Source organism: Aquincola agrisoli (assembly GCF_036621135.1).
GTDB lineage: Bacteria > Pseudomonadota > Gammaproteobacteria > Burkholderiales > Burkholderiaceae_C > Aquincola > Aquincola agrisoli.
In genome coordinates this window covers 661859-682874 of record NZ_JAZIBG010000036.1, presented here as the reverse complement: position 1 = coordinate 682874, position 21016 = coordinate 661859, and the positions used below count along the sequence as shown (strand labels likewise).

General features: G+C 70.2%; 20 protein-coding genes. 9 read left to right on the top strand and 11 right to left on the bottom strand.

The features are described from left to right. Window positions 1-633: a C40 family peptidase gene (locus V4F39_RS19695; protein WP_332291530.1), complete on the bottom strand. Its 633-nt coding sequence runs from the start codon at window positions 631-633 to the stop codon at window positions 1-3. A gap of 252 nt (window positions 634-885) precedes the next feature. On the opposite strand from V4F39_RS19695, the gene V4F39_RS19690 reads away from it, so the two are divergent. Continuing rightward, on the top strand, window positions 886-2808 hold the full coding sequence (locus V4F39_RS19690; RefSeq protein WP_332291528.1) for a propionate--CoA ligase: 1923 nt from the start codon (window positions 886-888) through the stop codon (window positions 2806-2808). 143 nt (window positions 2809-2951) lie between these two features. After that, complete coding sequence (locus tag V4F39_RS19685; RefSeq protein WP_332291527.1) at window positions 2952-4817, top strand: S8 family serine peptidase; 1866 nt, start codon at window positions 2952-2954, stop codon at window positions 4815-4817. A 69-nt stretch (window positions 4818-4886) separates the two neighbouring features. Here V4F39_RS19685 and V4F39_RS19680 read toward each other — a convergent pair whose 3' ends face one another. The 3 genes from V4F39_RS19680 to V4F39_RS19670 form a co-directional block, all read right to left on the bottom strand. Next, the gene (locus V4F39_RS19680) at window positions 4887-6545 is read right to left on the bottom strand and encodes a PhoH family protein (protein WP_332291525.1); all 1659 of its coding nucleotides are present in this window, start codon (window positions 6543-6545) and stop codon (window positions 4887-4889) included. A gap of 138 nt (window positions 6546-6683) precedes the next feature. After that, on the bottom strand, window positions 6684-7160 hold the full coding sequence (locus tag V4F39_RS19675; RefSeq protein ID WP_332291524.1) for a peroxiredoxin: 477 nt from the start codon (window positions 7158-7160) through the stop codon (window positions 6684-6686). 115 nt (window positions 7161-7275) lie between these two features. Then, the gene (locus tag V4F39_RS19670) at window positions 7276-7662 is read right to left on the bottom strand and encodes an Mth938-like domain-containing protein (RefSeq protein ID WP_332291523.1); all 387 of its coding nucleotides are present in this window, start codon (window positions 7660-7662) and stop codon (window positions 7276-7278) included. Between the two features lie 32 nt (window positions 7663-7694). Here V4F39_RS19670 and V4F39_RS19665 point away from each other — a divergent pair, with 32 nt between their 5' ends. The 6 genes from V4F39_RS19665 to V4F39_RS19640 are packed head-to-tail and all read left to right on the top strand — an operon-like array spanning window position 7695 to window position 13758. Then, window positions 7695-8927, top strand: a complete 1233-nt coding sequence (locus V4F39_RS19665; RefSeq protein ID WP_332291522.1) for a pyridoxal phosphate-dependent aminotransferase — start codon at window positions 7695-7697, stop codon at window positions 8925-8927. Between the two features lie 25 nt (window positions 8928-8952). After that, window positions 8953-10263 (top strand): homoserine dehydrogenase, encoded by a 1311-nt coding sequence (locus V4F39_RS19660; RefSeq protein WP_332291520.1) that lies wholly within the window; start codon window positions 8953-8955, stop codon window positions 10261-10263. A 16-nt stretch (window positions 10264-10279) separates the two neighbouring features. Further along, entirely contained in the window at window positions 10280-11692 is a 1413-nt protein-coding gene (gene thrC / locus V4F39_RS19655; RefSeq protein ID WP_332291587.1) for a threonine synthase, read from the top strand. A gap of 7 nt (window positions 11693-11699) precedes the next feature. Beyond that, the gene (mobB, locus tag V4F39_RS19650; RefSeq protein ID WP_332291519.1) at window positions 11700-12230 is read left to right on the top strand and encodes a molybdopterin-guanine dinucleotide biosynthesis protein B; all 531 of its coding nucleotides are present in this window, start codon (window positions 11700-11702) and stop codon (window positions 12228-12230) included. Further along, entirely contained in the window at window positions 12223-13482 is a 1260-nt protein-coding gene (locus tag V4F39_RS19645) for a molybdopterin molybdotransferase MoeA (protein ID WP_332291518.1), read from the top strand. The genes mobB and V4F39_RS19645 overlap by 8 nt, the downstream gene beginning before the upstream one ends. A 21-nt stretch (window positions 13483-13503) precedes the next feature. Beyond that, on the top strand, window positions 13504-13758 hold the full coding sequence (locus tag V4F39_RS19640; protein WP_378235009.1) for a MoaD/ThiS family protein: 255 nt from the start codon (window positions 13504-13506) through the stop codon (window positions 13756-13758). Window positions 13759-13789: 31 nt separating this feature from the next. Here the strand turns inward: V4F39_RS19640 and V4F39_RS19635 are convergent, their stop codons facing one another. The 6 genes from V4F39_RS19635 to V4F39_RS19610 form a co-directional block, all read right to left on the bottom strand. Next, on the bottom strand, window positions 13790-14776 hold the full coding sequence (locus V4F39_RS19635; RefSeq protein ID WP_332291516.1) for a tripartite tricarboxylate transporter substrate binding protein: 987 nt from the start codon (window positions 14774-14776) through the stop codon (window positions 13790-13792). Between the two features lie 96 nt (window positions 14777-14872). Beyond that, complete coding sequence (locus tag V4F39_RS19630) at window positions 14873-15232, bottom strand: cupin domain-containing protein (RefSeq protein ID WP_332291514.1); 360 nt, start codon at window positions 15230-15232, stop codon at window positions 14873-14875. 11 nt (window positions 15233-15243) lie between these two features. Beyond that, entirely contained in the window at window positions 15244-16239 is a 996-nt protein-coding gene (locus V4F39_RS19625) for a quinone oxidoreductase family protein (protein ID WP_332291512.1), read from the bottom strand. 35 nt (window positions 16240-16274) lie between these two features. Next, window positions 16275-17162: a beta-keto acid cleavage family enzyme gene (locus V4F39_RS19620; RefSeq protein ID WP_332291511.1), complete on the bottom strand. Its 888-nt coding sequence runs from the start codon at window positions 17160-17162 to the stop codon at window positions 16275-16277. A 25-nt stretch (window positions 17163-17187) separates the two neighbouring features. Further along, on the bottom strand, window positions 17188-17952 hold the full coding sequence (locus tag V4F39_RS19615) for an SDR family NAD(P)-dependent oxidoreductase (protein WP_332291509.1): 765 nt from the start codon (window positions 17950-17952) through the stop codon (window positions 17188-17190). A 38-nt stretch (window positions 17953-17990) separates the two neighbouring features. Then, window positions 17991-18869 (bottom strand): dioxygenase family protein, encoded by an 879-nt coding sequence (locus V4F39_RS19610; RefSeq protein WP_332291508.1) that lies wholly within the window; start codon window positions 18867-18869, stop codon window positions 17991-17993. Window positions 18870-19089: 220 nt separating this feature from the next. Here V4F39_RS19610 and V4F39_RS19605 point away from each other — a divergent pair, with 220 nt between their 5' ends. Further along, window positions 19090-20139: a LacI family DNA-binding transcriptional regulator gene (locus V4F39_RS19605; protein WP_332291507.1), complete on the top strand. Its 1050-nt coding sequence runs from the start codon at window positions 19090-19092 to the stop codon at window positions 20137-20139. Here V4F39_RS19605 and dapA read toward each other — a convergent pair. After that, window positions 20114-21001 (bottom strand): 4-hydroxy-tetrahydrodipicolinate synthase, encoded by an 888-nt coding sequence (dapA, locus tag V4F39_RS19600; protein ID WP_332291506.1) that lies wholly within the window; start codon window positions 20999-21001, stop codon window positions 20114-20116. The genes V4F39_RS19605 and dapA overlap by 26 nt on opposite strands. Between the last annotated feature and the right edge of the window lie 15 nt (window positions 21002-21016).

Below are 21016 nucleotides of genomic sequence, written 5' to 3'. Positions count from 1 at the left end.
CTACCGGACGGTGTCGGCGGCGCCGGGCGCCACCGCGGAGCGCAGCTGCTGCAGGCCGTTCTGCATGCGTTGCTCGAAGCCGTCGACCTCCGGCGCGCGTCGGGCGCCGGTGAAGCGCTTGGCCCAGTACGACTGGCCCATGTCCTCGATGCGCACTTCGCCGCCCGGCCGGGGCGCGTGGATGAACTTGTTCTCGCCGAGGTAGATGCCCACGTGCGAGAAGGTGCGGCGCATGGTGTTGAAGAACACCAGGTCGCCGGGCTTCAGCTCCTCGCGCGCCACCTTGAACAGGTCGGGCGATTTCGCCTGCTCGTCGGCGCGCCGCGGCAGCACGCGGCCGATGCTCATCTCGAAGATGTGGCGGGTGAAGCCGCTGCAGTCGAAGCCTTCCTCGCTGGTGCCGCCGCGGCGGTAGGGCACGCCGAGGAAGTTCATCGCCGACACGACCAGGTCGGATGTCTTGTCGCGCACCGACTGCACGACGGCGGCGCTCGAGGCCGGCAGCAGGCCGCGTTCGATCAGCAGCGTGGTAACGGAATCCGGAGCGGGCGAACTCGCCGACGCGGCCGGTGCGTCGGGCGCAGCGTATGTGGAGGTGACGGCGCCGCCGAGGGTGACGGCAAACCACGCCATAACGCAAAGCCTGCGCAGGCGATAGGGCACGGATGGGGGGGTGGTCATCGTCACGGGGCGCGAGCATACCATCGACTTTTTTGTCGACAGTAAAGAAAAAGACAGCGCTTTCAACTACTTATGGGGCGCAACGGAAGTGGGGCGGCACATGCCGCCGTGTGTTTTCGGCCGCCCGCACCCGATCTGTAGGGGTGCCGAAGTCAGTGGCGCGTCAGCGCTTGTGGTTTCAATGGAATCAACCCACGAGCAAGGATGGAGACAAGCATGAGCACGCGCACCGACGAGCGCTACCCCGCCTACCACCGCCGCTCCCTCCAGGACCGCGAAGGCTTCTGGGCCGAGCAGGCGAGGCTGATCGACTGGGAGACGCCGTTCGGCCGCGTGTGCGAGCACGACCACCCGCCGTTCGCGAACTGGTTCGTGGGGGGCAAGACCAACCTCTGCCACAACGCGGTCGATCGCCACGTGGCCGGGCGCGGCGCGCAGAACGCGCTGGTCTGGGTCTCCACCGAGGTCGGGCAGGAGCGGATCATCAGCTTTGCCGAACTGCAGGCCGAGGTGCAGCGCATGGCCGCCATCCTGCAGGCGCAGGGCGTGGTGCAGGGCGACCGCGTGCTGATCTACATGCCGATGATTCCCGAGGCGGTGTTCGCGATGCTCGCCTGCACGCGCATCGGTGCGATCCATTCGGTGGTGTTCGGCGGCTTCGCCAGCGTGAGCCTGGCGAGCCGCATCGACGATGCGCAGCCCAGGGTGATCGTCAGCGCCGATGGCGGCTCGCGCTCGGGCAAGGCCATCCCTTACAAGCCGCTGCTCGACGAGGCCATCCGCCTGGCGGCGAGCAAGCCCGAGAAGGTGCTGCTGGTCGACCGCGGCCTGGCGCCGATGGAGCGCGTGCCGGGCCGCGACATCGACTACGCCGAGGCGCGCGCCGCGCACCTGGACGCGCAGGTGCCGTGTACCTGGGTCGAATCGACCCACCCCAGCTACACGCTCTACACCAGCGGCACCACCGGCAAGCCCAAGGGCGTGCAGCGCGACACCGGTGGCTACGCGGTGGCGCTGGCCAGCAGCATGCGCGACATCTTCCAGGGCCGGCCGGGCGAGACGCTCTTCTGCACCAGCGACATCGGCTGGGTGGTGGGCCACAGCTACATCGTCTACGGCCCGCTGATCAGCGGCATGGCCACCATCCTCTACGAAGGCCTGCCGACGCGTCCCGATGCCTCCATCTGGTGGCGCCTGGTCGAGCGCTTCAAGGTGACGACGATGTTCAGCTCGCCCACCGCGGTGCGCGTGCTGAAGAAGTTCGACGTGGACGCCATGCGCCGGCACGACACCTCGTCGCTGCGGGCGCTCTTTCTGGCCGGCGAGCCGCTCGACGAACCCACCGCCACCTGGATCTCCGGCGCGCTGGGCTGCCCGATCATCGACAACTACTGGCAGACCGAGACCGGCTGGCCGATCCTGGCGCTGTCCAACGGCGTGGAGAAGCAGCGCTCCAAGTTCGGCAGCCCCGGCCTGCCGGCGGCGGGTTACGACGTGAAGCTGATCGACGAAGCCACGGGCCAGGACATCACGGCGCCCCACCAGAAGGGCGTGGTCGCCATCGAGGCGCCGCTGCCGCCGGGCTGCCTGCAGACGGTGTGGCGCGACGACGAACGCTTCGTCAAGACCTACTGGAAGAGCGTGCCCAACCGCCTCGTCTACAGCACCTTCGACTGGGGCGTGCGCGACGAGGACGGTTACTTCTTCATCCTCGGCCGCACCGACGACGTGATCAACGTCGCCGGCCACCGCCTGGGCACGCGCGAGATCGAGGAGAGCGTCTCCAGCCATCCGGCCATCGCCGAGGTCGCGGTGGTGGGCGTGGCCGATCAGCTGAAAGGCCAGGTCGCCATCGCCTTCGCGGTCTTGAAGGATCCCGCGCTCGCCGCGACGCCCGAGGGCGCGCTGAAGCTCGAAGGCGAGGTGATGAAGCGCGTCGACGAGCAGCTCGGTGCGGTGGCGCGGCCGGCGCGTGTGCGCTTCCTGGCGGCGCTGCCGAAGACCCGCTCCGGCAAGCTGCTGCGCCGGGCGATCCAGGCCGTGTGCGAGGGCCGCGACCCCGGCGACCTGACGACGATGGACGACCCGGCCGCGCTGCAGGCGCTGCGCGAGGCGGTGCAGGGCTGACCGCGATGCGCCGGGGGCCATGCGCCCCCGGCATACCATGCCGCCTCGATGGATTGCCGAGCGCCCCAGGCCGGGATTCGTCCGCCGGACGGGGATCCGAGATTCGTGGGGCCGCCCGGCGTTTGCTTGAAAGGCCCGCCCGCATGACCCCGTCCCCCCTGGCCGCCGCCGCGCTCGCGCTGGTGTTCCTGTCGTCGAGCGCACCGGCGCTGGCCGCCGATGCCCCCGGCGCCGCACCCCGGCCGCGCATCGAGAAGGCCGCCGACTTGCCTCGCTTCAGCTACCCGGTGACGGGCAGGCTCGAGGAGATCGTGCGCGACGAGGCGCGCTTCAAGCCGCTGGCCGCCGCCGTCCGGCGCGACACCGAATCGGTGCTGGTCGGTTACGACATCCCCGACAAGGCCACGCGCCGCGACCTGCTGGGCCTGCTGGCCGTGCTCGACTACCTCGACGGCCGTTACGACAGCGTGCTGGCCCGCAGCGAGGAGATCCGCGCGCTGCAGGAGAAGCCGGCCGACAAGCTGCTGTCCGGCCTGCGGCTGCGTGCGATGGCGCAGGCGGCCCAGGCACACGGCCCGCAAGGCGAGGCCTTCGGCAAGGCGGTGGCGGAGACGATCCGGCGCGAGCTGGCCGCGATGCCCTACGCCGTGATCGAGAACGACATCAAGGGCAGCAAGATGGGGGCCGAGCTGATCGGCGAGGCGCTCATCCTCGGCCGTGTGCGCGAGGTGATGCAGCCCATCGCCGACAACAGGGGCGCGCTCAGCTCCGACTTTGCTCCCGGCTTGGTGAACGCGCGCTTTGCGCTGCTGCACGTGCTGCCGCTGAAGGCCGCCCTCGTCGACGCGTACAGCGCCTACCTGGCGGCGCACAAGGTGGAGAAGCCCGACATCTGGGCGGCGCGCGACGTGACCTTGTCGCCCGCCCAGGTCAAGCGGCCGGTGGTGGTCGCCGTGTGGGACAGCGGCACCGACACCGCGCTGTTCGGCAAGCAGCTCGTGCGCGACGCGAAGGGTGCGCCGGCGGTCATCGCCTTCGACCGGTACGGGCGGCGCAGCCAGGGCGAGCTGATGCCCATCCCCGCGGCGCTGCAGGACCGGCTGCCGCAGATGAAGGCGCGCACCAAGGGTTTCTCGGGCCTGCAGTCGAACATCGACAGCCCCGAGGCGAGCGAGGTCAAGCAGTTCCTGTCCACGCTGGCACCGCAGCAGTACAAGGCGGCCGTCGAGGAGATCGGCCTGGCCGGCAACTACGAGCACGGCACCCACGTGGCCGGCATCGCGATGGCGGGCAACCCGGGCGCGCGGCTGCTGGTCGCGCGCATCGAGTTCGGCTGGACGCTGAAGCCCGACCCGTGCCCCAGCCGGGAGCTGGCCGAGCGCGACGCCCGGGCGTCCCAGGCCTACGTCGACTTCTTCAAGGCACACCGGGCCCGCGTGGTCAACATGAGCTGGGGCGGCAACGTCACCAGCATCGAGGGCGACCTGGAGCAGTGCGGCATCGGCAAGACGCCCGAGGAGCGCAAGGCGCTGGCACGCGAGTATTTCGACATCGGCAAGCGCGGGCTGGCGAAGGCGTTCGCCAGCGCGCCGGAGATCCTCTTCGTGGCCGCGGCCGGCAACGAGAACAGCGATGCCACGTTCACCGAGTCGATCCCGGCGGGCATCGTGCTGCCCAACCTGCTGACGGTGGGTGCCGTCGACCGGGCGGGCGACGAGGCGCCCTTCACCAGCTATGGCCCCACCGTGAAGGTGCATGCGAACGGCTACCAGGTCGAGAGCTTCCTGCCGGGCGGCGACCGGGTCGCGCTGTCGGGCACCTCGATGGCGGCGCCGCAGGTGAGCAACCTTGCGGCCAAGCTGCTCGCCGTCAACCCCTCGCTGAAGCCTGCGCAGCTGGTCCGCCTGATTGTCGAGACCTCGCAGCGCACCCCGGACGGCCGCCGCGTGCTGGTCGATCCGAAGCGGGCCGTGGCGCAGGCTGCCGGCCCGTCTGCCTCGAGAAGGTAGGGGCGGGACGGCGCCCATGACAAAGGGCCGGCGGCTGCCGGCCCTTGGCACGATGCGCAGCGGCTGTGGCTACAGCACTTCGGAGGCGAAATCCGCGAGGCGCGAGCGTTCGCCGCGCGCCAGCGTCACGTGGCCGCTGTGGGGCCAGCCCTTGAAGCGGTCGACCGCGAAGGTCAGGCCCGAGGAGCCCTCGGTGAGGTAGGGCGTGTCGATCTGCGCGAGGTTGCCCAGGCACACGATCTTGGTGCCCGGGCCGGCGCGGGTGATCAGCGTCTTCATCTGCTTGGGCGTCAGGTTCTGCGCCTCGTCGATGAGGACGAACTTGTTCAGGAAGGTGCGCCCGCGCATGAAGTTCAGGCTCTTGATCTTGATCTTCGAACGCACCAGGTCGTTCGTGGCCGCGCGGCCCCATTCGCCGGCGCTCGAGTCGCTGCGCGCCAGCACCTCGAGGTTGTCGTCGAGCGCGCCCATCCACGGGCTCATCTTCTCTTCCTCGGTGCCCGGCAGGAAGCCGATGTCCTCGCCCACCGGCACCGTCACGCGGGTGACGATGATCTCGGTGTAGCGGCGGTCGTCCATCACCTGGTGCAGCGCGGCGGCCAGCGTCATCAGCGTCTTGCCGGTCCCCGCGGTGCCGGTGAGGGTGATGAAGTCGCACTCCGGGTCCATCAGCAGGTTGAGCGCGAAGTTCTGCTCCCGGTTGCGGGCCGTCACGCCCCACACGGCGTTCTTCTGGTGGGTGTATTCCTTCAGGGTCTTGAGCACCGCGGTCTTGCCGGTGATCTCGGTGACGCGGGCGTAGAGCGGCACCGCGCCGGGCGATTCGAGGTACACGAACTGGTTGATCAGCAGCGCCGGCACCATCGGACCGGCGATGCGGTAGTAGGTGAAGCCGCCCTGCTGCCAGCTCTCCATCGTCTTGCCGTGCCGCTCCCAGAAGTCGGCGGGCAGCTGCAGCACGCCGTTGTAGAGCAGGTCGCCGTCTTCGAGCGTCTTGTCGTTGAAGTAGTCCTCGGCGGGCAGGCCGAGCGCGCGTGCCTTCACGCGCATGTTGATGTCCTTCGACACCAGCACCACGTCGCGGCCGGGCAGCTGCTCGCGCAGGCCCTGCACCACGCCCAGGATCTGGTTGTCGGCCTTGCCCTGCGGCAGGCCGTCCGGCAGCTTCACGTCGAGCAGCGTGGTCTGGAAGAAGAGCTTGCCGCCGGCTTCGCGATGGCCGGTCTTGGCCAGCGGGATGCCGGCCTTCGGATCGGCCAGGCCGTCGGCGGCGGCCAGCGCATCGAGCTCGCGGCTGACCTGGCGCACGTTGCGCGAGACCTCGCTCATGCCCTTCTTGTGGCCGTCGAGCTCCTCGAGCGTGATCATCGGCAGGTAGACGTCGTGCTCCTCAAAGCGGAAGAGCGACGTCGGGTCGTGCATCAGCACGTTGGTGTCGAGCACGAAGAGCTTGGCCGGCCCGGTATGGCGGGGCTTGCGCGGCTTGGGTTCGGGCACGGGCCGGGCCGGCGCCTTGGCCGCCGGCGCGGGCTTGGCGGCGACGGGCAGCGGCTTGGCGGCCGGCACTTCAGCCACGTCGGTGTCGAAGAGGTCGAGCACCGCCGGCGCCACCTCGGCCGCGGCGGGCTGCTTGGCGGTGCGTTTGCCCGTCTTGGGGGCGGCTTGCGACTCGAAGTCTGCGGGAGCGAGAACGGCTGCTTTGCGGGTCGGCGGCTTGGGCAGGGGCATGGGCGGTGGTTTCAGGCTCGTAGAAACGACAAAGCCGCGCAGGCGACTGCGCGGCTTTGGGTGGGTTCGGACACGTGTCGGTCGCAACAACTCACGGACATGCGGCGCATTATGCGCCTGCCCGCGGGGCGCCCGGCCTCAGGCCGCGACCTTCAGCGCATTGACGGCCTTGAGCACCTCGTCGACATGGCCGGCCACCTTGAGGCCCCGCCACTCCGCGCGCAGCACGCCATTGCCGTCGATCAGGAAGGTCGAGCGCTCGATGCCCTTGACCTTCTTGCCGTACATGATCTTGTTCTTGACCACGCCGAACATGTGGCAGAGCTTTTCTTCCGTGTCGGCGATCAGCTCGAACGGCAGCTCGAGGGCCTGCTTGAACTTCTCGTGCGAAGCCATGTTGTCGCGCGATACACCGAACACGACGGCGCCGGCGGCAACCAGCTCCTTGTGGTGATCGCGGAACTGCATGGCCTCGGTGGTGCAGCCGGGGGTGTTGTCCTTCGGGTAGAAGTACAGGATCACCGTCTGCCCGGCGAACGCCTGGGGTGTGAACTTCACACCGCCCGTGGCAAGCGCTTCAAATTCCGGGAGGGCTTTGTTGAGGGCTGGCGTCATGAAGGCAGTTCTCTTCTATGGGGTTGCCTGACTGGGCAGGAACAATCCGTGATTATAAATGGCGGGACCAAACCCTTCATGTGAGGCGTGCATAACGTTGCGCGGGGGTGAGGATTCACGCCACCGGTGCTTCCTCCAGCAGCAGGGCTGCCACCACCGATCGCCCCTCGCTGGCGAGCACGTTGTAGGTGCGGCAGGCAGCCGCGGTGTCCATCGTCTCGACGCCGATGCGCCGCTCGATCAGCGCGCGCTGCAGGCCGGGGTGGACGAACCGCAGGCGGGCGCCGGAGCCGAAGATGACCAGTTCGGGCTGCAGCGCGAGCACCTGTTCGAAATGGTCTGCAGAAAGTGTCTCGAAGCTCGGCACGGGCCAGGCCACGGCGTCGCCGCGCCACGGCACGAGCACGCTGGAGGTCCACGGCGTGGCGTTGACCCACAGCCGCTGCGGCTCGTGGCGCGAGATGACATTGACGCCCTCGAGGTGGTCGGGTTGGAATTTCATTGTCTAATTGTCGGTTCTTCGGAGATCCCCCTGTGAAGCCCATTTCCAAGTCCAGCAAGCTCGCCGACGTCTGTTACGACATCCGTGGACCCGTGCTGGACAAGGCGCGGCAGATGGAGGAAGAGGGCCACAAGATCATCAAGCTGAACATCGGCAACGTCGCCGCGTTCGGCCTGGAGCCGCCCGACGAGATCGTGCAGGACATGATCCGCAACCTGCCTTCCCAGGTAGCCGCCGGTTACACCGACAGCAAGGGCCTCTTCGCGCCGCGCAAGTCGGTCGTGCACTACACGCAGGAGAAGAACATCCGCGGCGTGACGGTGGACGACGTCTACCTCGGCAACGGTGCCTCCGAGCTCATCACGATGAGCCTCAACGCGCTGCTCAACACCGGCGACGAAGTGCTGCTGCCGTCGCCCGACTACCCGCTCTACACCGCCGCGGTGGCGCTGTCGGGCGGCACGCCGGTGCACTACCTGTGCGACGAGCAGTCCGACTGGATGCCCGACATCGCCGACATCCGCGCCAAGGTCACCCCGAACACCAAGGCGATCGTCGTCATCAACCCGAACAACCCGACCGGCGCGCTTTACCCCGACAGCGTGTTGCGCGAGATCGTCGAGGTCGCCCGCCAGCACCAGCTCATCATCCTGGCCGACGAGATCTACGACAAGACGCTCTACGACGGCAACACGCACACCAGCATCGCCTCGCTGGCCGAAGACGTGCTCTGCATCACCTACAACGGCCTGTCGAAGAACTACCGCTCCTGCGGCTACCGCGCGGGCTGGATGGTCGTGTCGGGCGAGAAGAAGCATGCGCGCGACTACATCGAGGGGCTGAACATGCTGGCCTCGATGCGCCTGTGCGCCAACACGCCGGGTCAGCTCGCCATCCAGACCGCGCTGGGCGGCTACCAGAGCATCAAGGACCTCGTTGCGCCCACCGGCCGCCTCGGCCGCCAGCGCGACCTGGCCTACGAGCTGCTGACGCAGATCCCGGGCGTGACCGTGGTCAAGCCCAAGGCGGCGCTCTACATGTTCCCGCGGCTCGACCCCAAGTTCTACCCCATCCAGGACGACCGGCAGTTCGCCTATGAGCTGCTGGCCGACGAGAAGGTGCTGATCGTCCAGGGCACCGGCTTCAACTGGATCGCGCCGGACCACTTCCGGCTCGTGTTCCTGCCCAACTCGGACGACCTCAAGGAAGCCATCGGCCGTATCGCCCGCTTCCTCGAGCACTACCGCAAACGGCACTCGCTCTGAATTTCCCCACCGCAACTCGTACGCCATGAAACCCATCCAGGTCGGCCTCCTCGGCATCGGCACCGTCGGCAGCGGCACCTACAACGTGCTGACCCGCAACCAGCAAGAGATTCGGCGCCGCGCCGGCCGCGGCATCGAGATCGCGATGGTGGCCGACCTCGATACCGCCCGGGCCAAGTCGCTGGTGGGCGAGGGGGTCGAGGTGGTTGCCGACGCGCGCGCCGTCATCGCCAACCCGGCGATCGACATCGTGGTCGAGCTGATCGGCGGCTACGGCATCGCCAAGGCGCTGGTGCTGGAGGCCATCGCGGCCGGCAAGCACGTGGTCACCGCCAACAAGGCGCTGCTGGCCGTGCACGGCACCGAGATATTCGAAGCCGCGCGCGCCAAGGGCGTGATGGTGGGCTTCGAGGCGGCGGTGGCCGGCGGCATCCCGATCATCAAGGCGCTGCGCGAAGGCCTGACGGCCAACCGCATCGAGTGGATCGCCGGGATCATCAACGGAACCACCAACTTCATCCTGAGCGAGATGCGCAGCAAGGGGCTCGACTTCGCCACCGTGCTGGCCGAGGCGCAGCGCCTGGGCTATGCCGAGGCCGACCCCACCTTCGACATCGAGGGCGTCGACGCCGCCCACAAGGCGACGCTGATGAGCGCCATCGCGTTCGGCGTGCCGGTGCAGTTCGACAAGGCCCACGTCGAGGGCATCACCAAGCTGCAGGCCGCCGACATCCGCTATGCCGAGCAGCTCGGCTACCGCATCAAGCTGCTGGGCATCGCGCGCCGCCAGGAGGGCGGGATCGAGCTGCGCGTGCACCCCACGCTGGTGCCCGCCAAGCGGCTGATCGCCAACGTCGAAGGCGCGATGAACGCGGTGGTGGTGCAGGGCGATGCCGTCGGCACCACGCTGTACTACGGCAAGGGCGCGGGCAGCGAGCCCACCGCCTCGGCGGTGGTCGCCGACCTGGTCGACATCACCCGCCTGCACACGGCCGACCCCGACCACCGCGTGCCGCACCTGGCCTTCCAGCCCGATGCGCTCGCCGACACGCCCATCCTGCCGATCGAGCAGGTGCGTACCTCGTTCTACCTGCGGCTCGTGGTGGCCGACGAGGCCGGCGTGCTGAGCCGCATCACCACGATCCTGGCCGACCTCGGCATCTCGATCGACGCGGTGCTGCAGCGCGAATCGGCCGAAGGCGAGCAGCAGACCGACCTCATCATCCTCACGCACGAGACCATCGAAGGCCGCATGCGCGACGCGCTGGCGAAGATGCAGGCGCTGCCCACCGTGCTGGCGCCCATCGTCTCGCTGCGCAAGGAAGAACTGGCCTGACGGCCTCTCAATGCCCGTGAAATACATCAGCACCCGCGGCGAGACCGCCCGCCGCAGCTTCAGCGAGATCCTCCTCGAAGGCCTGGCGCCCGACGGCGGGCTCTACCTGCCCGAGCGCTACCCGCACATCGACGACGCGACGATGAACCGTTGGCGCACGCTGCCGTATGCGGAGCTGGCGTTCGAGATCCTGTCGCTGTACATCGACGACATCCCGGCCGACGACCTGCGTGCGCTGGCGCACAAGACCTACACGCGCGACGTGTTCGGCAGCGACGCCATCGTGCCGCTGAAGCCGCTGGAACCCGGCCTGGTGATCGAAGCCCTGTCCAACGGCCCCACGCTGGCCTTCAAGGACATGGCGATGCAGCTGCTCGGCAACCTGTTCGAGTACGAACTGGCGCGCCGTGGCGAGACGCTGAACATCCTCGGCGCCACCTCGGGCGACACCGGCAGCGCCGCTGAATACGCGATGCGCGGCAAGCAGGGCGTGCGCGTGTTCATGCTGAGCCCGCACGGCCGCATGAGCCCGTTCCAGCAGGCGCAGATGTTCAGCCTGCAGGACGAGAACATCCACAACATCGCCATCGAAGGCGTGTTCGACGACTGCCAGGACATCGTCAAGGCCGTCAGCAACGACCTGCCCTTCAAGCGCGCGCACCGCATCGGCACCGTCAACTCGATCAACTGGGCGCGGCTGCTGGCGCAGGTGGTGTACTACTTCGCCGGCTACTTCCAGGCCACGCAGACCAACGCCGAGCGGGTGAGCTTTGCGGTGCCTTCGGGCAACTTCGGCAACATCTGCGCCGGCCATGTCGCGCGCATGATGGGCCTGCCGATCGAGCGCCTGATCCTGGCGACGAACGAGAACGACGTGCTCGATGAGTTCTTCCGCACCGGCACCTACCGCGTGCGCAAGGGCGCCGAGACGCACGAGACCTCCAGCCCGTCGATGGACATCAGCAAGGCCAGCAACTTCGAGCGCTTCGTCTTCGACCTGATGCAGCGCGACGGCAACCGCGTGAAGCACCTGTTCGGCGAAGAGGTGGAGCAGGGCGGCGTCTTCACGTTGAAACCCGAGGAGTTCGAGCGCATCGCCGGCTTCGGCTTCGTCTCGGGCAAGAGCACCCATGCCGATCGGCTGGCGACCATCCGCGACACCTGGCAGCGCTACGGCGTGATGATCGACACCCACACGGCCGACGGCCTGAAGGTGGCACGCGAGCAGGCACTGGCCGGCACCACCACGCTGGTGCTCGAGACCGCGCTGCCCGCCAAGTTCGCCGAGACGATCCGCGAGGCGCTCGACCGCGAGCCCGACCGTCCGGCGGGCCTGGAAGGCATCGAGGCGCTGCCCAAGCGCTTCACCGTGATGCCGGCCGACGTGCAGGGCGTCAAGGCCTACATCGCCGAGCACGTCAAGGCGTGAGCGCGGGATGAGGGTCGTCGGCTTCGCCGGCCCGTCCAACGTCGGCAAGACCACGCTGATCACCGGCGTGCTGGCGGCGCTGAAGGCTGCCGGCCTGCGCGTGTCGGTGCTGAAGCACGCGCACAAGCGCTTCGATCTCGACGTGCCCGGCAAGGACAGCTGGCGCCACCGCGAGGCAGGGGCCTTCGAGGTGCTGCTGGCCTCGCAGCGGCGGCTCGCGCTGCTGCGCGAGTACGAGGCGGAGGGCGAGCCTTCCGTGCATGCGCTGCTGGCCGAACTGTCGCCGTGCGACTGGGTGCTGGTGGAAGGCTTCAAGCACGCCGACCTGCCCAAGGTCGAGGTGCGCCGCACGGCGGCCCCCGAGCAGGGCCCGCCGCTGTACGCGGAGGACCCGCGCGTCGTCGCGCTGGCCACCGACACCGAGCCGCCGATCCCCACGTCGCTGCCCGTGCTTTCGATCGACGATCCCGGCGCCGTGGCGCAATGGCTGATGCAATCGGCTTCCCGTTTCGACTACCTGCCCGAAGACCATGGCTGAACGACCGCCCCTGCTGGCGCTGGACGATGCATTGCGGCTGCTCGCGGACGGTGCCCGCGGCGCGGTGATCACCGAGACCGAGACGCTGTCGACCTTCGATGCGCTCGGCCGCGTGCTCGCCGAGGAGGTGCTTTCCGGGCTCGACGTGCCGCCGGCCGACAACACCGAGCGCGACGGCTATGTGCTGAAGGCGGCCGACGTGCCCGCCGCCGGCGCGGTGCTGCCGGTGAGCCAGCGCATCCCGGCCGGCGTGGTCGGCCAGCCGCTGCAGCCGGGCACGGCGGCGCGCATCTTCACCGGTGCGCAGATCCCGGCCGGGGGCGACGCGGTGGTCATGCAGGAGTTCTGCGAGGCGGTGCCGGGCGAGGGCCTGGGCTCGGTGCGCATCCGCGAGGTGCCGGCGCCGGGGGCGTGGATCCGCCGCCGCGGCGAAGATGTGAGCGCAGGCGCGGCGGTGCTGTCGCGCGGAGAGCGCCTGCTGCCGCAGTCGCTGGGCATGGCGGCGTCGGTGGGTGCGGCGCAGCTCACGGTGCTGCGCCGTCCCCGCGTGGCCCTGTTCGCCACCGGCGACGAGCTGGTGATGCCCGGCGAGGTGCCGCCCGAGCGCATGCCGCCCGGTGCGATCTACAACTCCAACCGCTTCACGCTGCGGGCGCTGCTGCAGGCCGCCGGCTGCGAGGTGACGGACCTGGGCATCGTCGCCGACCGGCTCGACGCCACCCGGGAGGCGTTGCGCCGAGCGGCCGAGGGCAACGACCTGATCGTCACCTGCGGCGGTGTCTCCGTCGGCGACGAGGACCACATCAAGCCCGCGGTGCAGGCCGAGGGGCGGCTCGACCTCTGGCAACTGGCGATCAAGCCCGGCAAGCCGCTGGCATTCGGCGCCGTCCGGCGCCAAGGCGGCGGCGAGGCCTTGTTCGTCGGTCTGCCGGGCAACCCGGTGTCGGCCTTCATCACCTTCCTGCTGGCAGTGCGGCCGGTGCTGCGCGTGCTGCAGGGCCTGCCGGCCGAACTGCCGCGGGCGCTGGCTGCGCGGGCCGATTTCGACTGGCCGCGGCCCGACAAGCGCCGCGAGTTCCTGCGCGTGCGCTTCAACGACGCGGGCGGGCTCGAGCTCTTCAGCAACCAGGGTTCCGGCGTGCTGACCTCGACGGTCTGGGCCGACGGCCTGGTCGACAACCCGTCGGGGCGGACCATCGCGAAGGGCGACACCGTCGCCTTCCTGCCGATGGCCTCGCTGCTGTCGCTCTGAGGGCCGGACGCCATGGCGACGATCACGCTCCAGGTGCGCTACTTCGCCTCGCTGCGCGAGGCGCTGGGCAGCGGCGAGGCGGTGACGCTGCCGGCCGGCAGCCGCGTCGCCGACCTGCGCGCGGCGCTGGTGGCGCGCAGCCCCGCGCACGCCGAACGCCTCGGCCCCGGCTGTGCGGTGCGCTGCGCGGTGGCGCAGCAGATGTGCACGGACGACCAGGCCGCGCTGGCCGACGGCGCCGAAGTCGCCTTCTTTCCGCCTGTCACGGGCGGCTGAGCGCGCAGGCGTCGCCGGTTGCGCGACGTGGTCAATCGATCCGGATGCCGGCCTGCTTGATCAGCGCCGCGGTCGTCTTCAACTCCTGCGCCACCTGCTCGGCGAACTGCGGCTGTGTCAGCGTGCCGGGTTCCGCGCCCAGCTTGCCCATCGCGGCGACGACCTCGGGCATCTGCAGGATCCTGGCCGTGGCGGCCGAGAGCTTGCCCACCAGTTCCGGCGGCGTGCGCGCGGGGGCGAACAGGCCGACCCAGAACGCGTAGTCGGATCCCGGATAGCCGGCCTCCAGCGTGGTCGGCACCTTCGGCAGCGCGGGCGACCGGTTGGCAGAGCCCACCGCCAGCGGCACGAGCTTGCCGTCCTGGATCAACGGCATGGCACTGACCAGCGGCGCAAAGAACCAGTCGACCTGGCCGCCCACCACGTCCATCAGCGCCGGCGGCGTGCCGCGGTAGGGCACGTGCATCGCCTGCAGCTTCGCGGCGATGCGGAACTTCTCGGCGTTGATGTGGGTGGCGCTGCCGTTGCCGGCCGAGGCGTAGCTCATCTTGCCGGGCTGGGCCTGCGCCTGCTTCACGAGGTCGGCCACCGTGGCCAGCTTGCTGTTCGGCGACACCACCAGCACGTTGGGCAGCGTGGCCAGCAGCGCCACCGGGGCGAAGTCCTTCAGCGTGTCGTACTTCAGCTTCGGGTAGAGCGCGGCGTTGGCGACATGGCCGGCCGAGTGCACGAGCAGCGTCAGTCCGTCGGGCGCCGCCGCGGCCACCTGCGCCGCGCCGAGCGTGCCGCCGGCGCCGGCCCGGTTGTCGACGATGACGGTGCGGCCCAGCGCCTTCGCCAGGTGGTCGGCGATGAGGCGCGCGATCACGTCGGTGCCCGAGCCCGCGGTGAAGGGCACGACGATCGTGACGTTCTCTGCGGCGGTGGTCGGTTGAGCCTGCGACGCGATCGGCGCCATAGCGGTGGCGAAGGCGCCTGCGCTGGCGGCGGCGAGCAGCAGGGTGCGGCGGTTCAGCATGGGTTGTCTCCTGTGGTTCACGGTCATCCTCCAAGGGCTCGAGCGAGGCAATCGATTGCCTTCGTCCTCGAAAAAGTGGGCCTGTCCGGCGGCGGTTCAGGTATTCGCCATCACCAGCATCACGGTGCAGGGTTCGTCGCCGGGGTTGTGCAGGCGGCGCGCTTCGTTCGGGGCGATGCGGCAGCTGTCGAAGGTGCCGAGCACTGCGCTGGCTTCCTGCACGCCGTCCTGCGTGACCTGCTGCGCGAACACCTGCAGCCGGCCCGACAGCACGACGTAGAACTTCTCGGCCGGCGACGCGCCGAGCGTGGTGCCGCCGCCGGGATCGATCACCGACAGCCCGAGCCACACGCTGTCGCTCGGCCCGGCCTCGCGGCCCTGCAGCCGGCGCATCGCCATGCCCGAATGCCCGGGCGCGTCGTAGCGCGGCGCTTCGCTGGAACGTACGAGGTGCATGGCGCGGCCTTTCAGGGGGCGAGGACGATGCGTTCCATCGAGCCGGCGAGCACCTGGCGGTAGGCATCGCCGGCCGCTTCCAGCGCCAGCAGCTTCGTGTCGTCGACGTCGAAGGCCTTCAACGAACCGTCGTCGAAGCCCGGCAGCAGGCCGTTGAGCACGCCGGCGCAGTGCACCGCGTCGAGCTTCAGCGTGTCGACGCCCAGCATCTGCAGGTTGCGGCGGTAGAAGGCCAGGATGTCGAAGGGCACGCTGCGTTCGATCGTCGAGATCAGCACCTGCGTGCCGCCAATGGCCAATGCGTCGAGCGCCGTGGCGAAGTAGGGCGAGCCCACGGTGTTGTAGGCGATGTCGGCGCCGTGGCCGTCGAAGGCCGCCTGCAGCTTGTCGGCCAGCGCCGGCTCTTCGGCGCTGAAGAACGTGACGTCGGTGCTGGCGTGCCCACGGTAGCGGTCGGCACCGCGGTCCACGCCCACCACCCGGGCGCCGGCGCGGGTGGCGAGCTGGATCGCCGCCTGGCCCACCTTGCCGTTGGCGCCGAGCACCAGCACCCGCTGGCCGTCGCCCCGCAGGCCTGCGCGGCGCAGGCCTTCGTGGGCGGTGATGAAGGGCACGCCGACCGTGGCGGCCGCGGCCACGCCCACGCTGGCCGGCTTGCGCGCCAGCGCCGCCACCGGCAGCACCAGGTAGGTGGCGTGGGTGCCGTCGCGCGTCATGCCGAGGTCGCCGCCGGTGCCCCAGACCTCCACGCCGCGCCAGTCGGCAGGGCCGGCGACGACGATGCCGGCGAAGTCGCGCCCCGGGGTGCGGGGCCACACGGCGTGCGGCATCATGCCCAGCGAGGCCTTCACGTCGCTGGGGTTCACCGCCGCGGCGCGCACCTGTACCACGGCGTGGCCGGGGGGCGCTTCGGGCAGTTCGGTGGCCGCGATCTGCGGGGCGATGGCGGCGGCGTCGGCGGCCTTGGCGGTGAGGACGAGCTTGCGTCCGCGGGTGTCGAGGGTCATGGTGATGGCTTTCGGTTGCAGGGATGAACAGGGAGTCAATGCACGGCCGGGCGCAGCCGCCAGGTGCTGCGGGCCTCGGCCGCGGTGGCGAGCCGGCCGCCGAGGTCTTCGACGATGCGCCGCGCCTTGCGCACGAGCTCGGCGTTGCTGCGCGCGAGCACGCCGCGGTCGAGGTAGATCGTGTCTTCGAGGCCGATGCGCACGTTGCCGCCCATCAGGAAGGCCTGTGCCACCGCCGGGAAGGCGTGGCGGCCGATCGCGAAGGCCGACCACTGCGCGCCGGCCGGCAGCAGCGTGCGGGCGAAGGCGATGGCTTCCGGTGAGAACGGCAGCGCATAGCGCACGCCCAGCACCAGCGTGTAAAGGCCCGGGCCCTGCAGGACACCGTCGTCGATGAGCTTGCGCGCCAGCACCAGGTCGCCGCTGTCGAAGCACTCGAGCTCGGGCGTGCAGCCGGCGTCGCGGATCACCTGGGCCATGCGCGCGACGTTGCGCGGCGTGTTGATGACGACCTGGTCGCCGGAGTTCATCGTGTTCAGGTCGAGCGAGCAGATGTCGGGGCGGAACTCGGCGATGTGCGCCACGCGCTGCTCGGGCGGCAGCAGCGTGGTGCCGGGGCCGGCCACGCGGGGGTTGTCGGCGTCGGGCACGAAGCGGCCGCCCGGGCCGGTGGTGAGGTTGACGATGACCTGCCGGTCGTGGCGGCGGATCTGCTCGATCACTTGTCCATACAAGTCGAGCGCCATCGACGGCGCTCCGGTGGCCGGGTCGCGCACGTGGATGTGCACGGCCGCGGCGCCGGCTTCGGCGGCGGCCAGGCTCTGCTCGGCGATCTCGTTGGGCGTGACGGGCAGGTGGGGCGTCTGCTCGGGGCGCGTCAGGTTGCCGGTGACGGCGCAGGTGAGGATGGTGGGTTGGTCCATGGTGGTGTCCGCAAGGGGCGTGGTTTCAGCCGAGATGGCGGCCGCCGTCGACGACGAAGATGCTGCCGGTGGCATAGCGCAGCGAGGTGGCGCAGGCGGTGACGGCGGCGGCCACGTCGTCGGCCACGCCCACGCGCCGCAGCGGCAGCGTGGCGCCGACGCGCTGGTTGAACTCGGCGTCACGGCCGCTGACGAAGGGCGTGTCGACCACGCCGGGCGACACCGCCAGCACGCGGATGGCGGGCCCCAGCGTCTTGGCCAGCGCGCGGGTGGTCGCATCGACCGCGGCCTTGGCGGCGGCGTAGGCCAGGTTGCTGCCCAGGCCGGTGAAGGCGGCGATCGAGGAGACGTTGACGACGAGCGCATCGCCGCGCGCCTTCATCTGCGGCGCGAAGGCGCGGATCGACGCGAACGTGCCGCGCCAGGTGACGGCGAACACGTCGTCGATCAGCGCATCGCTCAACGCATCGAGGTCGGCCGCGGACACCGGCTTCGTGAAGCCGGCGCTGTTGACCAGGATGCTGGCGCCGCCGGTGCGGGCCGCGATCTCTTCGGCCGCGGCGGCCAGGCTGGCGCTGTCGGTCACCGACGCGGCCAGCGCGAAGTGGCCGCTGCCGGGCAGCGCGCCGAGCACGTCGCCTGCCGCGGCGCTGCGCTGCAGCAGCACCACGCGGGCGCCCAGCGTGGCCAGCCGGTGCGCGGTGGCCAGGCCGATCGCGCCCTGCCCGCCGGTGATCACCGCGACCTCGCCGTCCAGGCGGTCGCGCGGCGCGAAGCTTCTTTCGTTCATCGGATGTCTCCTCGGGGTGCTCGTCTTGCGGGTGGCGGTCAGGGCAGCGGGCAGTGCGGCAGCTGCGTTTCGCCCGGCTCGAGCCGCAGCTCCACGTCGATCCGGTAGCCGCCCTCGCCGTCGGGCTCGAACCGGCGCAGCAGCGAGCCCACGGCGCCGAACACCACGTCCTCGTAGGCGTTCGGGTCCTCGATGTCGAAGAACTGTGTGGCCAGCACCTTGTAGCCCTCGGCCGCGGCGATGAAGTGCAGGTGCGCCGGCCGCATCACCTTGCGGTGCTGAGCCGCCAGCAACGCGCCGCACGGGCCGTCGGTGGGCACCGGGTAGCCGGCGGGGCGCACGCTGATGAAGGAGAAGCGGCCCTCGGCGTCCGTCTCGAAGCGGCCGCGCAGGTTCATCGGCACCTGGGCCGGGTCCTGGTTCTCGTACATGCCTTCGGGCGAGGCCTGCCAGGTCTCGACGCGCGCGCCGGCGAGCGGCTGGCCGTCGAGGCCGGTGACGCGGCCGCTGACCTGCAGCCGCGGCCCGGGCGTCGACGGTGCACAGATGGTGGCGCCGTTGGCGCGCACCGGTTGGTTGGCGCGCCAGAAGGGGCCGACCAGCGCCGGCTCGGTGCCGCCGGCCTCCACCGCGTGGCGCGCGCTGCGCAACTGCACCAGCGTGGCCAGGCCGAGGATGTCGGCCAGCAGGATGCCCTCGTGCTTGCGCGGCCCGGTCGCCTTGCCGACCTCGACCAGGAAGTCGAGCCCGACCTGCAGCTCGTGCGGCTTCAGGTCGACCTCGAGCGCAAAGGCGTGCAGGTGCCGGATGGCGGCGGCCATCACCTGCTTGAGCCGCGGGTCGGCGGTTCCTTCGTTGGCGTCGAGCACCGCGGCGAGCAGGGCCGCCGGGTCGTTGGAGGGCAGGGGCTTTTTCATGTCGGGCTCCGCAGTCAGGGCAAGAAGGGCAATTCGAAGGCAATAAAAGGCAATCGATTGCCTTCAATGTAGTCAACGCTTTTTGAAAGATCAAGCGGGGCGTGCCCCAGGCATCACTTTTTTTGTGCGGCGGCTGCGGGCCGGTGGCATGGCGCTTTCGGACAGAATCCAGGCAACCGTTTGCCTGCGACGTAGCCATTTGCCTGCCCGGATCTCTCCCATGCCGCTCTCTCCCGTTCCCCAGCGCACGGCCGTGACCATCGACGACATCGCCAAGGCCGCGGGCGTGCACCCCGGCACGGTGTCGCGGGCGCTGCGCGGCGTCAGCGGCAAGGTGTCGCCCGACAAGCGCGCGGAGATCGAGCGCATCGCCGCCGAACTGGGCTACCAGCCGAACGCGGTGGCCGCCTCGCTGCGCACCAAGCAGACCAACATCGCCGCGATCGTGGTGCCCGACCTTGGCAACCCGCTGTTCGGTCCCATCGTGCAGGGCGTGGAGAAGGCGCTGCGCCTGCACGACCTGCTGTGCCTGGTCGTGCAGACGCCGACCGACCCCGCCGAGCGCCGCGACCTGGTGCTGGCGCTGGCCAACCGGCAGGTGAGCGGCCTGCTGATCCTGGCGGCCGAGAGCGACGACCCGATGCTGGAGGTGGCGCGGCAGCGGCGGCTGCCGACGGTGCTGGTCAACCGCGGCAGCGGCGACCGCCACTTCTCCAGCGTGGTCAGCGACGACCGCGAAGGCGTGCGGCTGGCGCTGGAGCACCTCGTCGCGCTGGGGCACCGGTCGATCGCGCACATCGCCGGGCCGTCCGCATCGTCCACCGGCCGTGCCCGCAAGACGGCCTTTGTCGAGCTGGCACGCTCGGTCGGCGTGAAGCCGAGCCCGGTGGTGGAGGCCGAAGCCTTCACCCGCAGCGCCGGGCAGGCGGCCACCGAGCAGCTGCTGAAGGCCCGCACGCGGCCCACCGCGATCTTCGCGGCCAACGACCTCATCGCGCTCGGCGCGCTCGACGTGCTGCGGCGCCACGGCCTGGCGGTGCCGGGCGACATCTCGCTGGTCGGCCACAACGACATGCCGCTGGTCGACTTGATCGACCCGCCGCTGACCACCGTGCGCGTCGCGGTCGACCAGATGAGCCTGCAGGCCGCGGGCCTCTTCATCGACCACCTGCAGCATCCGCAGCTCGCGCCGTCGACGCGGGTGCTGATGCCGACGCTGGTGGTGCGCTCGTCGACCCGGGCGGTCAGCCAGCCTTCTGCAGGGCCGTGACGATGTCGGCGATGCCCGCCTTCGTAGGCGGCGACACCGAGGCCATCGGCGCGCGCAGCTCGTCGTTCAGCAGCCCCGCCAGCGCCAGCGCCGCCTTGGCCGGCGCCGGGTTGGGCTCGCAGAACGCCGCGTCGATCCACGGCGACAGGCCGCGCCACGTAACGCGCGCGGCGGGCAGGTCGCCGCGCTGCACTTCCTGGCACAGGCGCACGAACAGATCCGGCCGCACGTGGGCCGAGGCGGCGATGGCGCCATGCCCCCCCGCGCACAGCGTGGCGAAGAGGTTGGCGTCGTCGCCTGCCAGCACCTGCAGCCGGCCGTCGTCGATCAGCGCCTGCGTGTCGGTGAAATCACCGCCGCAGTCCTTGATGCCGATCACGCGCGGGTGCGCCGCCAGCGCCAGCGAGGTCTCGCGCGCGATGCGCGTGCCGGTGCGCGAGGGGATGTCGTACAGCACGATCGGCTTCGGTGACGCGTCGGCCAGCGTCGCGAAGAAGTCGACCACGCCCGACTGCGGCGGCTTCACGTAGAGCGGCGGCGGCACCAGGAAGCCGGCCACCGGCCATTCGGCCCAGCGCAGCAGCTCGTCGCGCACCGGCTTCGGCGCGCTGCCAGCCACGCCCATCAGGACCGGCAGGCCGGTCTGCACGTCGAGCACCGCCTGCAGCACCTCGCGCTGCTCGGCGTCGCTCAGCAGCGCGGCTTCGCCGGTGCTGCCGCACACCACGAAGCCGGCGATGCCGCCCGCTGCCAGGTGCGCCACCAGGCGCCGCAGGGCAGGGAGGTCGACCGCATCGCCCGAGAACGGCGTGACCAGCGGGATCCAGATGCCCGACAGGTCTTGCACAAGAACGTCACCCACAAAAACTCTCCTCGA

Bases quoted from the DNA above. Each gene is read 5' to 3' on its own strand.
- V4F39_RS19685 (WP_332291527.1), top strand. From the start codon at position 2,952: ATGACCCCGTCCCCCCTGGCCGCCGCCGCGCTCGCGCTGGTGTTCCTG.
- V4F39_RS19630 (WP_332291514.1), bottom strand. From the start codon at position 15,232: ATGCACCTCGTACGTTCCAGCGAAGCGCCGCGCTACGACGCGCCCGGG.
- V4F39_RS19680 (WP_332291525.1), bottom strand. From the start codon at position 6,545: ATGCCCCTGCCCAAGCCGCCGACCCGCAAAGCAGCCGTTCTCGCTCCC.
- V4F39_RS19645 (WP_332291518.1), top strand. From the start codon at position 12,223: ATGGCTGAACGACCGCCCCTGCTGGCGCTGGACGATGCATTGCGGCTG.
- V4F39_RS19695 (WP_332291530.1), bottom strand. From the start codon at position 633: ATGGCGTGGTTTGCCGTCACCCTCGGCGGCGCCGTCACCTCCACATAC.
- V4F39_RS19670 (WP_332291523.1), bottom strand. From the start codon at position 7,662: ATGAAATTCCAACCCGACCACCTCGAGGGCGTCAATGTCATCTCGCGC.
- V4F39_RS19620 (WP_332291511.1), bottom strand. From the start codon at position 17,162: ATGGACCAACCCACCATCCTCACCTGCGCCGTCACCGGCAACCTGACG.
- V4F39_RS19605 (WP_332291507.1), top strand. From the start codon at position 19,090: ATGCCGCTCTCTCCCGTTCCCCAGCGCACGGCCGTGACCATCGACGAC.
- V4F39_RS19625 (WP_332291512.1), bottom strand. From the start codon at position 16,239: ATGACCCTCGACACCCGCGGACGCAAGCTCGTCCTCACCGCCAAGGCC.
- mobB (WP_332291519.1), top strand. From the start codon at position 11,700: ATGAGGGTCGTCGGCTTCGCCGGCCCGTCCAACGTCGGCAAGACCACG.
- V4F39_RS19610 (WP_332291508.1), bottom strand. From the start codon at position 18,869: ATGAAAAAGCCCCTGCCCTCCAACGACCCGGCGGCCCTGCTCGCCGCG.
- V4F39_RS19635 (WP_332291516.1), bottom strand. From the start codon at position 14,776: ATGCTGAACCGCCGCACCCTGCTGCTCGCCGCCGCCAGCGCAGGCGCC.
- V4F39_RS19675 (WP_332291524.1), bottom strand. From the start codon at position 7,160: ATGACGCCAGCCCTCAACAAAGCCCTCCCGGAATTTGAAGCGCTTGCC.
- V4F39_RS19660 (WP_332291520.1), top strand. From the start codon at position 8,953: ATGAAACCCATCCAGGTCGGCCTCCTCGGCATCGGCACCGTCGGCAGC.
- V4F39_RS19615 (WP_332291509.1), bottom strand. From the start codon at position 17,952: ATGAACGAAAGAAGCTTCGCGCCGCGCGACCGCCTGGACGGCGAGGTC.
- V4F39_RS19690 (WP_332291528.1), top strand. From the start codon at position 886: ATGGAGACAAGCATGAGCACGCGCACCGACGAGCGCTACCCCGCCTAC.